16 protein-coding genes and 1 riboswitch are annotated in these 14,034 nt (G+C 68.3%); of the genes, 8 read left to right on the top strand and 8 right to left on the bottom strand.

The features are described 5' to 3' along the window. Positions 1 to 50: 50 nt before the first annotated feature. Positions 51 to 1,232 (top strand): acyl-CoA dehydrogenase family protein, encoded by a 1,182-nt coding sequence (locus tag AWC24_RS14170; RefSeq protein ID WP_085085925.1) that lies wholly within the window; start codon positions 51 to 53, stop codon positions 1,230 to 1,232. 8 nt (positions 1,233 to 1,240) lie between these two features. On the opposite strand, the gene AWC24_RS14165 is transcribed toward AWC24_RS14170, so the two are convergent. Together AWC24_RS14165 and AWC24_RS14160 are read right to left on the bottom strand one after the other, a co-directional pair. Next, the gene (locus AWC24_RS14165) at positions 1,241 to 2,515 is read right to left on the bottom strand and encodes an amidohydrolase family protein (RefSeq protein ID WP_085085923.1); all 1,275 of its coding nucleotides are present in this window, start codon (positions 2,513 to 2,515) and stop codon (positions 1,241 to 1,243) included. A gap of 49 nt (positions 2,516 to 2,564) precedes the next feature. Next, positions 2,565 to 3,317, bottom strand: coding sequence for an SCO6745 family protein (locus tag AWC24_RS14160; protein ID WP_085085921.1), 753 nt, complete (start codon positions 3,315 to 3,317; stop codon positions 2,565 to 2,567). A 19-nt stretch (positions 3,318 to 3,336) separates the two neighbouring features. Here AWC24_RS14160 and AWC24_RS14155 point away from each other — a divergent pair, with 19 nt between their 5' ends. The 3 genes from AWC24_RS14155 (at position 3,337) to AWC24_RS14145 (ending at position 5,828) form a co-directional block, all read left to right on the top strand. Further along, positions 3,337 to 3,774 (top strand): Rv1443c family protein, encoded by a 438-nt coding sequence (locus tag AWC24_RS14155; protein WP_085085919.1) that lies wholly within the window; start codon positions 3,337 to 3,339, stop codon positions 3,772 to 3,774. A 107-nt stretch (positions 3,775 to 3,881) separates the two neighbouring features. Continuing rightward, positions 3,882 to 4,910, top strand: a complete 1,029-nt coding sequence (locus AWC24_RS14150; protein ID WP_085085917.1) for a fused (3R)-hydroxyacyl-ACP dehydratase subunits HadA/HadB — start codon at positions 3,882 to 3,884, stop codon at positions 4,908 to 4,910. A gap of 36 nt (positions 4,911 to 4,946) precedes the next feature. Next, a complete protein-coding gene (locus AWC24_RS14145) occupies positions 4,947 to 5,828 on the top strand; it encodes an alpha/beta fold hydrolase (protein ID WP_085085915.1) in 882 nt (293 codons plus the stop codon). 3 nt (positions 5,829 to 5,831) lie between these two features. On the opposite strand, the gene AWC24_RS14140 is transcribed toward AWC24_RS14145, so the two are convergent. Both AWC24_RS14140 and AWC24_RS14135 read right to left on the bottom strand, forming a co-directional pair. Beyond that, positions 5,832 to 6,326: a nuclear transport factor 2 family protein gene (locus tag AWC24_RS14140; protein ID WP_085085913.1), complete on the bottom strand. Its 495-nt coding sequence runs from the start codon at positions 6,324 to 6,326 to the stop codon at positions 5,832 to 5,834. Further along, complete coding sequence (locus tag AWC24_RS14135; RefSeq protein ID WP_234807380.1) at positions 6,323 to 7,189, bottom strand: LLM class F420-dependent oxidoreductase; 867 nt, start codon at positions 7,187 to 7,189, stop codon at positions 6,323 to 6,325. Before AWC24_RS14135 ends, AWC24_RS14140 begins: the two co-directional genes overlap by 4 nt. A gap of 118 nt (positions 7,190 to 7,307) precedes the next feature. Between AWC24_RS14135 and AWC24_RS14130 the strand changes: the two genes are divergently transcribed. From AWC24_RS14130 to AWC24_RS14115, 4 genes are all read left to right on the top strand, one after another. Continuing rightward, positions 7,308 to 8,150: an SDR family NAD(P)-dependent oxidoreductase gene (locus tag AWC24_RS14130; RefSeq protein WP_085085911.1), complete on the top strand. Its 843-nt coding sequence runs from the start codon at positions 7,308 to 7,310 to the stop codon at positions 8,148 to 8,150. Beyond that, positions 8,131 to 8,721: a TetR/AcrR family transcriptional regulator gene (locus tag AWC24_RS14125; protein WP_085085909.1), complete on the top strand. Its 591-nt coding sequence runs from the start codon at positions 8,131 to 8,133 to the stop codon at positions 8,719 to 8,721. Before AWC24_RS14130 ends, AWC24_RS14125 begins: the two co-directional genes overlap by 20 nt. A 291-nt stretch (positions 8,722 to 9,012) precedes the next feature. Further along, a riboswitch (M-box (ykoK) riboswitch) is annotated at positions 9,013 to 9,185 on the top strand. A 281-nt stretch (positions 9,186 to 9,466) separates the two neighbouring features. Beyond that, the gene (locus AWC24_RS14120) at positions 9,467 to 9,763 is read left to right on the top strand and encodes a PE family protein (protein ID WP_085085907.1); all 297 of its coding nucleotides are present in this window, start codon (positions 9,467 to 9,469) and stop codon (positions 9,761 to 9,763) included. 15 nt (positions 9,764 to 9,778) lie between these two features. Continuing rightward, positions 9,779 to 10,990, top strand: coding sequence for a PPE family protein (locus AWC24_RS14115; RefSeq protein WP_234807379.1), 1,212 nt, complete (start codon positions 9,779 to 9,781; stop codon positions 10,988 to 10,990). A gap of 39 nt (positions 10,991 to 11,029) precedes the next feature. On the opposite strand, the gene AWC24_RS14110 is transcribed toward AWC24_RS14115, so the two are convergent. The 4 genes from AWC24_RS14110 to AWC24_RS14095 form a co-directional block, all read right to left on the bottom strand. Then, entirely contained in the window at positions 11,030 to 11,680 is a 651-nt protein-coding gene (locus tag AWC24_RS14110; protein WP_085085903.1) for a hypothetical protein, read from the bottom strand. Next, entirely contained in the window at positions 11,680 to 12,417 is a 738-nt protein-coding gene (locus AWC24_RS14105; protein WP_085085959.1) for a DUF1906 domain-containing protein, read from the bottom strand. Before AWC24_RS14105 ends, AWC24_RS14110 begins: the two co-directional genes overlap by 1 nt. A gap of 64 nt (positions 12,418 to 12,481) precedes the next feature. Further along, entirely contained in the window at positions 12,482 to 13,078 is a 597-nt protein-coding gene (locus tag AWC24_RS14100; RefSeq protein ID WP_085085901.1) for an HD family phosphohydrolase, read from the bottom strand. A 30-nt stretch (positions 13,079 to 13,108) separates the two neighbouring features. Further along, complete coding sequence (locus tag AWC24_RS14095) at positions 13,109 to 14,032, bottom strand: LLM class F420-dependent oxidoreductase (RefSeq protein WP_085085899.1); 924 nt, start codon at positions 14,030 to 14,032, stop codon at positions 13,109 to 13,111. Between the last annotated feature and the right edge of the window lie 2 nt (positions 14,033 to 14,034).

Here is a 14,034-nt window from a genome sequence, read left to right as displayed (position 1 = left end):
CATCGGCACCACACCATTCGTTTTCCGGTCTACGACGTGAGGACGACAACATGGGCGAGCGCGTGATCGACCTGCTGATGGACGTCGCCGACCAGCTGCGGGAGCAGGCCGGCGAGGCCGAGAAGATCGGCCGGCTGACCGATCAGACGGTCAAGGCGATGAAGAGCGCGGGCTCGATCCGGTTGTTGCAGTCCGCCCAACACGGTGGCTATGAGGCGCATCCGCGCGAGTGGGCCGAGACCGTGATGGCCACCGCGGCGCTGGACCCTTCAGCCGGGTGGGTTGCCGGCGTGGTCGGCGTGCACCCCTATCAGCTGGCCTACGCCGATCCGCGGGTCGGCGCCGAGGTGTGGGCCGACGACGTCGACACCTGGATGGCCTCGCCGTATGCGCCGCAGGGCGTGGCCAAACCGGTCGATGGCGGCTACCTGTTCAACGGCCGGTGGCAGTTCAGTTCCGGCACCGACCACTGCGACTGGATCATTCTCGGCGCGATGGTCGGCGACGCCGACGGCGTGCCGGTCATGCCGCCGGCGATTCTGCACATGATCCTGCCCCGCGCCGACTACCAGATCGTCGATGACTCCTGGGATGTGGTGGGGCTGCGCGGAACCGGCTCCAAAGACGTCATCGTCAAGGACGCGTTCGTCCCCGGCTACCGCACCATGGACGGCCTCAAGGTGATGGACGGCAGTGCCCAGCGTGAGGCCGGCATGACCAACCCGCTGTATCTGATGCCGTGGTCGACGATGTTTCCGCTGGGCATCTCCTCGGCGGTCATCGGCATTGCCGAAGGCGCGCTGGCCGCCCACCTGGACTATCAGCGGGAGCGGGTGAGCGCCACCGGGACCGCGATCAAAGAAGACCCCTATGTCCTGTACGCCATCGGTGAGGCGGCCGCCGACATCAACGCCGCCCGCCAGGAGTTGTTGGCCAACACCGACCGGATCTACGACATGGTCGCCGCCGGTGCCGAGGTCGGCTTCGCCGACCGTGCCGCCGGGCGCCGCACCCAGGTGCGTGCGGTGTGGCGCGCGGTGATGGCCGTCGACCAGATCTTCGCCCGTTCGGGAGGCAATGCGTTGCGGATGGACAAACCGCTGCAACGGTATTGGCGAGACGCGCATGCCGGACTCAACCACGCGATCCATGTGCCCGGCACCACGTTCCACGCCGCCGCGCTCAGTTCGCTGGGCATCGACCCGCAGGGGCCGCTGCGGGCGATGATCTAGGGCCGGCCCTACCCGCGTTCCGGGGCCAGCCGCTTGAGCGCCAGCCCGCCCTCGAAGGGCCGGTACCCGAACGCGGCCGGGGCGCGATAGCCGGTGTCGCCCAGCGGTGTCGCCACTTCGGCGACGGTCGGTCCGATCCGGGCGGCCACCGGAGCCAGTGCGTCGAGGTCGAAGCGGTACAGCCGAGCGGCGTTCCCGGCCAGGATCTTCCGGCACTCCTGCTCGGTCCGGTTGTGCAGCGCCCAGCGGAGGGCCAGGGTGGAATGCGGCGCGAACCCTTCCTCGTGCGGATAGTCGCTGCCCCACATGATGTGATCGGCGCCCAGGTAGTCGATCATCGCCGCGTCATAGGGCGTCAGCTCACTGGCCAGGTAACAGTTCCGCTTGGCGTATTCGCTGGGGAGCATGGTCATCTCGTCGACGGAGGAGCCGCCGAACATCCCGTAGGTGCGGTTGTGCGCCTCGGTCCTCATGGTGGGCACCATGGCATCGAGCATCATCAGTTGCTGCTGTACCCATAAGGTGCCCTGCTCGGTCGGTACGAACCGCAACGCCGGGTATCGCTCGAAGACGCCGGCCAGGATCAGGTGACCCAGCGTGCGCTGGGCCCACAGCGCCATCTCGGTTATCAGCACCGCGTTGGAGGCCGGCTGGTCCATCGGCATCTCCGGGCTGCCCGCCCCGGCGTGCTGCACCACCGTCAGGTCCAGCTCGGCGCAGAGCGCCCAGATCGGTTCATAGCGGGTGTGAAACAGCGGAGCCACCTGCGGGTCGCCCGGTGAGACGGCCGGGATCAGCACCCCGCCGAAGCACTCCTGCCCGGCGCCCCAACGGATCTCCTCGCACGCCAGGTCGATGTCGTTGGGGAAGATCTGGATCAGGCCGCGCCGCCGGGCCGGCGCCAACGCGCAGAAGTCGACCTGCCATCGGTTGTGGGCCTGTACACCGGCCCAGCGCTTCTCGAACTCGGCACGGGTACGCGGCAGGCTGATGGTGATGTTGGGCGTGGTCGGGAAGAACGGCGGAACGGTGTTGGGCAACAACACCTCGGCCGCCACCCCGTCGGCGTCCATCTCGGAGATCCGCAGCTGGTGGTCCCAGTTGCGGTTGGCGGTCGCGACGATCAGGTCGTCGAACGGGCTGCTGTACGCCGTTGCCCAGCCATCGAAATCGTCGTGGAGTCGTGCCGGCAGATACGGCTTGTAGTCGTAAAGATCCGCCCCGGCGTGGGTGTCGGTCGAGATGACGACGTACCGGTCGATCGCGTCCCATGGTGCAGTCATGGCTTCCTCAATTCCGCTCGATACTCCGTGGCAGGCTGGTTCCCCCGGGTCAGGCCGGGACGGCGGCCTGCAGCGCGGCGAGTGCGGCGGCGCTCAACCGGGCCAGCTCCTCGGCCTCGTCCGGCGTCAGCGCGGCCGCGAACAGTTCCGTCATCCGCCGGTCGGTCGCCACTTCGATCTGGGCGTAGCGGTCCTTCTTGTCGGACCCGTCCGCGAACGGTTCGGGCCACCCGAACATCGCGGCGTACTGCGGCCCCTTGTTGAGCATGTGCGCCTCGATCGGCGTGACGCCGGAGATGGTGAGCGCGTTGAAGTGCACGCCCGCGCGCAGTTCCCGCAGCACGAACATCACCTGCAGTGCGCGCGCCGCCGCGTCGTCGGCCAGCGGCATCGCCCGCCAGCCGGCGAACAACGGCAGACCCGCCCCGGGCGTTGCCACGATGACCTTCTCCCCGAGTGCGGCGATCCGACCCAGCCCCTGGGCGTCGGCCAGGTAGGTGCGCCCGAACTCGGCCGTCTGCTCCCAGTACCGTTGCGCCGCGCCGGCAGCGCCGTGCACCGCGACGCCTTCGTTCCACAGCGCGCTCAATCCGGTCGGCTCGAACACCGCGAAAACCGCGCCGACGGCCTCACCTGTGGCATCGCCGAGCACCCCGCCGCGGCCGGCGACATAACCGGCAAGCGGGTTCTGGTAGCCGGCGGCGACACTGCCCGCGAAGGTCTGCGGGTGCAGCATGAACACAGCGACGGCCTGCTCCATCGCCGCTCCGGTGGCTGCGGCTGACTTCTCGATGTCGCTCATTTGGCTAGGCTGGCACAAAATGAGCACCGTTGTCCTGCGTACCGAGCTACCGATTCCGGCCGAACGCGCCGCGGCGCTGGCGCGAAAACCCGAATTGATGCGGTTCGTTTTGGCCCCGCTGCTCACGATGTCCCTATCGGCGGTCCCCGATCGCGTCGAGGTGGGCACCCGCGTGTCGGCGCGGCTGTGGTGGTTCGGCGTCATCCCGACCTGGACCCATCGCCTCGAGATCAAAGAACTCGACGACCTGATGATCTACACCAATGAGTGCGGCGGCCCGGTGCGCACCTGGAACCATCGCCTGACCTTCACTCCGCTCGACGAACATCGCTGCCGCTACACCGACGAGATCGAAACCGACGACGGCGTCACCGGTTGGGGCACCAGGCTGTTCATCCGGCTGATGTTCGCCCATCGGCACCGCCGCTGGCGCATGCTGGCCCCACTGCTCACCTGACCGGCTCGAGCCCGCCGGGGGCACGGCATCTCCAGTCGCCGAGTCCGCGCGCTAGGGTGCTTGGGTCGGGCGCAGCAAACACCCCGACAGAACGGTTGAGTCCATTCATGACCGCAGCACAGCCCTCGCCGATGGAAGCACGGGTCGGCCACTACTACCAGATGGACGGCACCTATCTGGTCGGCCGGGAGAAGGTCCGCGAGTACGCCCGCGCGGTGCAGGACTATCACCCGGCGCACTGGGACGTCGCGGCGGCCGCGGAGATGGGCTACCCCGAGGTGGTGGCGCCGCTGACGTTCACCTCGACTCCGGGGATGAGCTGCAACCGAGAGATGTTCGAATCGGTGGTCGTCGGTTATGACACCTACATGCAGACCGAAGAGGTCTTCGAACAGCACCGGCCGATCGTCGCCGGCGACGAGCTGAAGATCGATGTCGAGCTGACGTCGGTGCGCCGGATCGCCGGCCGAGACCTGATCACCGTCACCAACACCTTCACCGACGGCGCCGGCGAGCGGGTGCACACCTTGCACACCACCGTCGTCGGGGTGACCGCCGAGGACATTGACCCGGCCATCAAGACGGCCGTGCACAACGCGATGATGCACGACGTCAACATCCTCGGCATCGGCGAATCCCAAGCCGCCTACTGCAAAACGGTCCGGCCCGAGGGGCAGATCCACCTCGCCGACGGCGGCCTGACCCGCACCCCGGCCACGCCGTCGTTCGACGAGGTGAAAGTCGGCGACCAGCTGCCGGTGCGCCACACCCGGCTGTCGCGCGGCGATCTGGTGAACTACGCCGGGGTGGCCGGCGACGCCAACCCGATCCACTGGGACGAGGAGATCGCCAAGCTGGCCGGCCTGCCCGACGTGATCGCCCACGGCATGCTGACCATGGGCCTGGGCGCCGGCTTCGCCTCCGCCTGGACCGGCGACCCCGGCTCGGTCACCCGCTATGCGGTGCGGCTTTCGGCGCCGGCGGTGGTGTCGGCCAAGGAGGGCGCCGACATCGAGTTCAGCGGCAAGATCAAGTCGCTGGATCCCCAGACCCGCACCGGCGTCATCCTGATCGGCGCGAAATCCGGTGACAAGAAGATCTTCGGCTTGGCGACGTTGCACGTCCGCTTCCGCTGACCGGGCAATCGGCGGGCGACGCCGACGGAGACGACCGTGACCGACCTGTTCGACAACCACACCGACCTGACGGTGTGCGGCGGCCCGGTGCGGGTCTACCACGGCGGTGATACCGGCCCGCCACTGCTGCTGCTGCACGGCGCGATGCTCGACACCGCGCAGGGCGTGTGGCGGCGCGTCGCTCCGGCACTGGCCGCCGACCACCGGGTGCAGCTGATCGACCTGCCCCGCCACGGGGCCAGCAGGCCCTGGAGCGGCGTGCTCGACGATGCGTTCTTCCGCCGCTTTCTGCACGAGTTGCTCGACGCACTGCGGCTACCGCGGGTGGCGCTGATCGGGCTGTCGCTGGGCGCCGGGATCGCCACCGGCTTCGCCCTTGAGCATCCCGAGCGGGTCAGCGCCCTGGTGGCGATCGGGCCCGGCGGGCTCGAGGCGAAACGTCCGGCGCAGTTCCTGACCTGGTCGGTCATGCGCACCCCCGGTCTGCTGCGCGCCGCCACCTGGTATCTCGCCCGGTACCCCGGCGCCATCCGCCGGTCCATGGTCGCCAATCTCGCTGCCGGAGAACAGTCCCCGGATTTCGAGGAGATCATCGCCGCGGCGGTCGACGAGGCTCGGGCCAAGCACCGCTACGGCGAGAAGGCGTTGGACGACTGGCAGATCGAGGCCTACGGGCCGCGTTCGATGCGACTGAACCTGCTGCCCGAGCTGCCGGGGCTGGCCGTGCCGACGCTGTGGGTCCGCGGCGCTGAGGATCCGCTGGTCGGGGCAGCCCAGCTGGCCGCAGCCCAGGCCGCCACCCCGCAGTCCCGGCTGGTCAGCATCGCCGGCGCCGGGCACATCGTCACCTACGACCGGCCCGAGGAGTTCACCCGGCTGGCGCGGGAGTTCCTGGCCTCGGTCTCGGGCTCCGGCTAGCCCTCAGCGAATCCGCCCCGCTACCCCGTCGACCAGTAGGGCGCGGCTGTCGGCGCTGCCGTCGAGACGCCGGGTGACGCGTTTGACGATCTGCCAGCGCCACGGCGACTCGGGCGCCCTGCTGAGGTGAAAGTAGTTGGCGCCCCCACGCGCCACCCGGTAGCCGTCGTCCTGTCTGACCAGCAGCGTCGAATCGCACACCGCCACGGCGTCGTCGCCGTGCACGGTGACCACCGCCGGGCCCAGGAAGTGCACACAACCGCCGTTGATCAGCTGCTGATGTCCCGTGGAACGCACCATCGAGGCAATGTCGTTGCGGCCCTTCATCAGCCAGTTCTCGACGTCATAGATCCCGTCGGCTCGCCACAGCCCGGCAGTGGATTCGGCGTCCCCGGCGTCCACCAGCGGCCCGTAGCAGGCGATCATCCGCTCGATCGCGCGCTCGTCCTCGATGCGTTGCAGCCGGTGTTCGAGGTCGGCGAGCCGTTGGTCGGTCATGGTCGTCCCCCGTCGAGATTCGCCAGCTCGGCAAGTGCGGTCAGCTGCTCGATGAAGTGTGCAGCGGATCGCGCCGAGAGCGCGCACGTCACATCGGTGGCACCGAGGTCCGCCAGGCGGCCGATCCGGTCGAGCGCCTGCTGTCCGGCGCCGATCGGGTCCAGCGGCGGTGATGCGAGCACCACGGTGAAGTCGCTCGGGCGGTGCACCGAATCAAGGAACTTCACGACGTCGGCGGCGGTGAGTCCGAACGGTGTCCACCCGTCGCCCAACTCCACCGCACGCCGCAGGGATCGGCGGGTTCGCCCGCCCACCCAGATCGGCACTCGCGGCTGTACCGCACAGGGCGCCACGACCATCGAATCGAACCGGTAGAACGGACCGTGGTAGGACGGCTCGGTGGTGGACAACGACGCCCGCAACGCCTTCATCGCGTCGTCGGCCCGGGCCCCGCGGTCTTCCCATTCGCAGCCGAGCAGGTCGAACTCCTCGCGCAGCGAGCCGACCCCCACCCCCAGCGTGAGCCGGCCGCCGCTGATCCGGTCGAGGGTCCCGTAGCGCTTGGCGATCTCCAGGGGATGGTGATACCCCAGCACCAGGACCGAGGTGACCAACCTGATGCTGCTGGTGCGAGCGGCCAGAAACGCCAAGGTGGCCAACGGATCCCAATACGTCGCTCCTCGGACCTCCGCCGCGTCGGCAGGAACCGCGACATGCTCCGAACAGGTCAGGTAGGCGAATCCGAGTGCGTCGGCAGCCGCACCGATCGCGGCGATGTCGTCGATGCCGCCGCCGGACTCCCACTCCGATGCCGTTCCGGGAACCTGAATGACCACCGGCGTGGCCAGACCCAGCCGCGTCACCGCAACCCGGTCCCGGCTTCGTGGTACCGCAATGGTTTCCTGCACTTTCGTTGCGCTGCGTGGCTGAGGTAACCTCGCCCGAGAAAACTAAAATGAATTTTAGTTATGGAGGCGACCCTTGTCCAGCGACGACGAACCGGCATGGCAGCGACAGTACGGGCCGTGGGCCGTGATCGCGGGCGGTTCCGAGGGCGTCGGTGCGGAGTTCGCGCTGCTGCTGGCCCGGGCCGGGATCAACCTGGTGCTGATCGCCCGCAAGCCCGGACCACTGCGCGGCACCGCCGAACGGTGCCGCGAGTTCGGCGGGCAGGTCCGTGAGCTGGCCGTGGACCTGACCGATCCGGCCGGCGTCGCGCAGATCATCGCGGCGACAACCGATCTCGAGGTCGGGCTGCTGATCTACAACGCCGGGGCCAATACCCACAGCGCGGAGTTCCTGGACGGCGATCTGCGGGCCTTCCAACAGGTGATCGACCTTAACGTGACGACTCCGCTGCAGCTGATCCATCACTTCGCCGGCCCGATGCGCGCTCGCCGTCGCGGCGGTGTGCTGCTGGCCGGTTCGCTCACCGGCTATCAGGGCTCGGCGCGACACAGCGTGTACGGCGGCGTGAAGGCGTTCACCCGGATCTACGCCGAGGGCCTGTGGCTGGAGTTGCGGGACCACAACGTGCATGTGCTCGAACTGGTGCTCGGCGTCACCAGGACACCGGCCATGCAGCGGGTCGGGCTCAACTTCGACATCCCCGGCATGCCGGTGTCCGATCCGGCCGATGTCGCCCGGGAGGGACTGGCCCGGCTTCCCCACGGCCCGGTGCACGTCGTCTCGGCTCATGCCGACAATCCCGCGCTGCGCGCCACGCCCGACCGGGCCGAAGCCGTGCTGGCGTCCCATCGGATGATGCAGAAGCTGCTCGGTGGCGCGCCCACCCGGGATTCCGATGCCCCGCCCATCGGTTGATCGCGAGCCGGCGGCCCCCAGCACGGCCGCCCAACGCCGGCGCTGCGACCGGATTCTCGCCACCGCCGCCCGGCTCGGTGCCCGCGACGGGCTGGAAGCAGTCCGCATGCAGGATGTGGCTGATCAATCCGGCGTGTCGATCACCACCGTCTACCGCTACTACCCGACCAAGCAGCACCTGTTCAGCGCACTGCTGTTGCACTACACCCGATCCGTGACGCCGCCCCAACCGCTGACCGGATGTCCAGTCGTCGATGTCGGCGAACTCATGGCCGGCATCTGCCGGTCGATGCTCGCCCGGCCCCGGCTGGCCCGCGCGATGATCACCTCGGTCAATGCCCGGCGAGCCGAGTCCGGGGCGCCCGGCGACTTCAAGCTGCGTGATCTCATTCTGTCGGTCGCCGGGATCGCCCGCCCCGCACCGCAGGACACCCAACTCGCGCTGCTGGTCGAGCAGTGCGGCTACGGCGTCCTGTCGTGGGCGGTGATGGGCGAGACCACACCGGCGCAGGCCGAAACCGGCATGCGCCGTGCCTGCGAGCTACTGTTGGCGCCCTGGCGTGAAACCTAGCTCTGCGTTACGGATGCATAGCGCATCCTCACGCCGCGCATAGCGAGTTCTACGCCGACTCAACGCCCGGCCCCTCTCGGACGAGGGGCTGCTGCGCGCGAACCAGACTGCTGGACAGCATATTTCGACTGTCCGACCATACGGCCAGACGTCGGCCGCGATATGGCGCATCGTCTGTTTACGAAACACATTGATTTCCAGTCGATTTCCAAGTTACAACTGAGCTGGCGCAATTGGAGCGCCACGCCGGTCGAGTTGACGCCGCGCATCGTTACTGCCAACATGGCCGGGAACGCACCTCGCTAGGTGAGGCGTCTGTACGGATACAGGCCACTGACCTCCAACGTCGAGAGACGCCCAGGGTCAGGACAGCTCTTCCCGGCTTAAGGGTTGAGCCCAAGTGGCTTCCGGCTTCTGGCCGGATACGGCGTGCAGTGCCGAAACTCTGACGAGAGGGGTGCCGGCCGGCGGTGTTGTCGGCCCGGCCCTCCTGATGTGCATGCTGCGCCGGCATCCCCGTGTGCCCTGGCCGTGAGGAGGTGAGAGCGACATTGAGTCCGGACGATAGTCCTTATCCGAGTTCGACGACCGCTTCGCTCGAACCCGTTCGCGGCGCCGCTTTCACTTTCTGAATCGGCTCGCGCCGTACCGTACCCGCGCTCCCCATCCCACTGGCCCGAGCGCGGTTCCCACGTGCGAATTTGCTGTCCCTGCGGCGTTATTCGCTGCGCCATAAGGAGTTTTGATGTCTTTTGTGTCCGCACTTCCCGAAGAACTCACCGCGACAGCGGCCGATCTGAGCAGCATCGGCAACGCGGTGGCCGCGCAGAACACGGCTGCTGCCGGGCCAACAACCGGAGTGGTTCCGGCGGCCGCCGACGAGGTCTCGGCACTGACCGCCGCCCAGTTCGCCAGACATGCGCAGCTCTACCAGGCGATCAGCAAGCGCGCCGCTGTGGTGCACGAGAGGTTCGTGATCATGCTGCAGCGCAACGCGCAGTCCTACGCAGCGACCGACGCCGCCAACGCCATCTCGATCTAGCGAAAGGGTCTCCTGATGATGGATTACGGAGCAGTTCCCCCGGAAATCAATTCCGCACGCATGTACGCCGGTCCGGGTGTCGGTCCGATGCTGTCCGCCGCAGCGGCCTGGAACCTGTTGGCTGCAGAATTACGTTCTGCAGCAATATCTTTCGAATGGTCGGTAGCGAGCCTGCTCACCCAAGGTTGGTGGGGTCCCTCGGCGTCGGCGATGACTGCCGCCGCCGAGCCCTACATCAGTTGGATGAGCATCACCGCCGAACAGGCAGAGCAGACCGCAGCACAGGCCTACGCCGCCGCCGATGCCTACGCGTCGGCCTACGCCATGACGGTGCCGCCGCCGGCGATCGCAGACAATCGAGTGATGTTGTCGGCATTGGTCAAGACCAACGCTCTGGGACTGAATACACCGGCGATCGCGGCGACCGAGTCCCGCTACGCTCAGATGTGGGCGCAGGACGCCGTTGCGATGTACAGCTACGCCGCCGCTTCAGCAACTGCCACCGAACTGGTTCCGTTCGCGGTAGCGCCGGAGACCACCAGTTCAGACGAGGAGAGTAGTTCTGGCGCCCTCCCAGCCGACACCGGAGATGCGCACTCCCAGGTGCCCAGCGCATTGCGGAGCATGGCGTCGCCGGCAGAAGGAGCGAGGCCGACGGACCCGGATTGGCATTGGACGAAGTTCTTCGACGGCCTCTTCGACGGTACCTGGGGCCACGACGACGGCTCGGGCCTGAATATCAACGCGCAGCTGTGGAACACGATCGCCGCTACCGGGATCTTCGACCCGGGCGGGAACGTCGAGGGCTTTGCGGGTCTGGCCACGCTCGGGTTTTTGGCCCGCGGCATGGATGGCGGCACGGCCGCCCTCACTGGTGGCGGGCTCAGCTCCGCGCCGGGTATCACACTGGCGTCGGCCGAGACCGCCGGCCGCGCTGCCGGAGCTGCGGTCGGCAGCGCAGGTTCCCCGGTGTCGGCCGGAGTGGGCAGAGCGACCCTGGTCGGATCCTTGTCCGCGCCACCGAACTGGGGAACGGCTATCCCGGCAGCTGCGCCGAGTTCCGGAACAGCCAGCGGCTGGACGGTCAACCCGGACAGCAGGTCGATGACTGCCATGCCGCCTCCGATGCTCCCGAACGGTGGCGGGCGTAGCGGCAGCTTCGGGCTCGGCACGCCGCGCTATGGCGTCAAGCTCACCGTGATGCCGCGTCCAGTGGGGATCGGGTAGGCACATCGACGCGGCTTGGGCGAGCCGAGGAACCGCAAGCTACGGCCTGCGCGGCATCGCCAGTGCCGTTCCCAGAATCCAGGCGAACAAGAACGCCGGCATGGCGGTCATGGTGAGCCCTTCCAGCGAAAGCGGTCCCGCGCCGACGACGAACGCCAACAACAACAGCGGATGTACCGCGGCGGCGGCGACCGCGAGGTGGCCGGTGTATCGCGGCAGCACCCCGTAGACGTACACCGCCACCGCGAACGCCCCCAGGGCCACCACGGTGGGCATACCGGACATCGCCAGCAGGCCGAACGCCAGGTCGTAGAGCAGCGCGGCCGCTTCGGGGCTGTGGTACCGGTACAGCAGGATGTCGAACGCGGTGAACCCGGCGAGCAGCAGGGTCACGCAGCCGATGAAGCCGGCGGCGAAGCAGGGCGCAAGAACCGATCGCACCGGCAGCCGGTCCCGCAGCAGTGTCCACACCGCCCCGCCGAACACCAGCCACAGGGTCACTCCGACCGTGTTGAGCAGCATCGTCACGACCAGTCGATCGTGGTGCTGGGTGGCCCACCAGGCCACCTCGGTGGCCAGTGTCTGGGTGCCGGGGAACGACCAGATCGGATACACCGCGAGCGTCACAACCGGGAGCGCAAAGCCGAGCGTGCCGGACCATCGCGCCACCCGCGCCGCGTCCCATTCCATCAGCGCACCAGCTCCCACTGGCCGAAATCGGCCGCCAACACGTCGTCCACGTCGACGTGGATGTCGTCGATCATGAAACCCGAGTCGGTTGCGGTGACCATCTCCCGCTGGAAGAGCACGGCCGCCGGTTCGCGCTCGCCGCCCGACCACGCCCGGGTCTGCCACGCCCACCGGTGGCCGGAACTGGTCGAGTGCCCGATGACATCGTCGGCGATCGCCCAGGAACACTGCCGGGCACCGCCGTAGATTCCGGTACGCGCTGTCCCCAGCACCGAGTTGATGCCACGAAACCACTGGACCGCGAGGTTTCTCCAGGCTTTGGCGTCGATGTCCTCATCGACGCTGAAAAAGATCGGCGCGCTCGGCGGGCCCCCGGCGGCGGAGTGCAGCCGCAGTGCCGTGCGAGCGTCCGCCGCGCCCCCGTCGTAGCCGCGGGTGAAATCCGACGGCGAATCCGGCCAGCCGGGCTTGCCGAACTGGTAGCAGCTGACGATCTGCAGGCCCGCGGCGCGGAGCCGGTCGGCGTAGTCGCGGGTGACCGGTTTGAAATCGAAGGTGGCACCGGGCCGCAGCTCCGAGACGTAGACCAGTGCCCCGGCGAAGCCGGCCGCCTTGATCCGGTCGGGCTCGACCAGCCGGTCGGCGACGTCGATGAGCTGCACCCCTTCGGCCGCCGCTGTCGGGGTGCCGATCATCGCCCCGAGGGCGCCGGGGACGGCCAGTGCCGGCGCAAGCAGCCCGGTATACCGCAGGACCTCGCGCCGGGAAACCACTCTTCTCACAGGGGAAGGGTAACCGCCGTCAGCGATCCTGTCCGGAGTGTCCCGAGCGCATCAGGGCGTTGCCGGGACGCAAAAACCCGGGCTGCTGTAATCGGCGGACCGCCCGCAGCACGCCCGAGGGGATCACCCGCTTGAAGAAGACGCTGGCGTCGAAGGCGCCGCGCACCTCGTTGACGTAGGAACGCGGCAGGCCGAACCTGATCAGGCCCTGGCTCACGTCGACGAGATCGGCTCGGCGAACAGCCTCGACCAGCGGCGCGTACGGACGGGACGGACCGTATCCCGCCAACCGGTGGTGCTGGGCGATGATGAGCGCCAACTCGTTCGACCACGCCTCGCGGCCGGTCTCCTGCAGCCAGGCGTCCTGCGCCTCGATCGAGGGCACCAGATAGTCGAGCGTGTCGAATGCGGCCAGGTCGTGAAACGCTGCGGCGATCGCGAGCTTCTCGTCGCGGTCGGGACTCTGCGGTGTCAGCGCGCGAGCGAAATTGAAGATCCGGTACACGTGGGCCTTATAAGCGTCCCATCCGATGTCGTCACCGCCGGCCCGGTGGCGGTGTGACTCGAGGATCTCCTCGGCCAGCGGCACAATTCGGATGATCCCCGGCACAGTCATGACCCCATCCTAATCCCGGTGGAGCACTTCTCATCTGGCCTTGTCGATCACCGATTCACCGAATTGCTCGATCGCCTCGACCGCGCGGGGAAGGCTCTCGCCGGGGACGGCGACCTGTACCCAGCTGACCCCGACATCGGCGAGCGTGCCCAGTCCGTCCAGGTAGGCGCCGGTGTCGAAGTCGTCGTGGCCGAGCCGCCCGCCGGCGAGGTTGGAGAAGCAGATGTCGATGGCCGACCAGTCTCGGCCCGCGGCGTCGCAGCGGCGCTTCAGGTCCTCGATCCCGGCCGTCAGCGCTTCGATGGAGTCCATCGCGGCGGTGCGGGCCGTGCTGGCCAGGCCGGGCGGCGCGGCGAACGGCGCCCACCCGTCGCCGCGGGTGGCGACTCGTTGCCGCGCCCTACCGGTGTTCCCGCCGATCCAGATCGGCGGATGCGGACTGCTGACCGGGCGCGGGTGGGCGGTGATCCCGCGGGCGTGGAAGTGCCTGCCCTGGAACGACACGTCATCGCCGGTCCAGATTGCACGGATGACATCCAGGCTCTCTTCGACCAGGGCGGAGCGCTCATCGAAATCCACGCCCAGCGCCGCGAATTCACCTTTGAGATAGCCCACGCCCACCGCCAGGGTGAACCTTCCGCCGGAGAGCAGGTCCAGCGTCGCACCCGATTTGGCGACCACGAACGGGTTGCGGTACGGCAGCACGACGACGTTCGGAATGAACCGGATCGTCTCGGTGTGCGCGGCCGCGAACCCCATCGCGACGAAGGGGTCGAGGCTGTCGTGGCCCCCGGCATCGAGCCAGCGTTGGGTCGGAGCCGGATGGTCGGTGAATCCCATGGCGCCGAAGCCGGCGGCCTCGGCGGCCCGCGCCACGGCGGCCACGCCGTGCGGGGAGACCAGTTCGGGGTCACACGGGTGCGTGATGATCGGGTGGGTGAACGCGAACCGCATGC

The organism is Mycolicibacter senuensis, from assembly GCF_002101885.1.
Classification (GTDB): Bacteria; Actinomycetota; Actinomycetes; order Mycobacteriales; family Mycobacteriaceae; genus Mycobacterium; species Mycobacterium senuense.
This window is presented reverse-complemented; position numbering and strand designations above follow the sequence as displayed.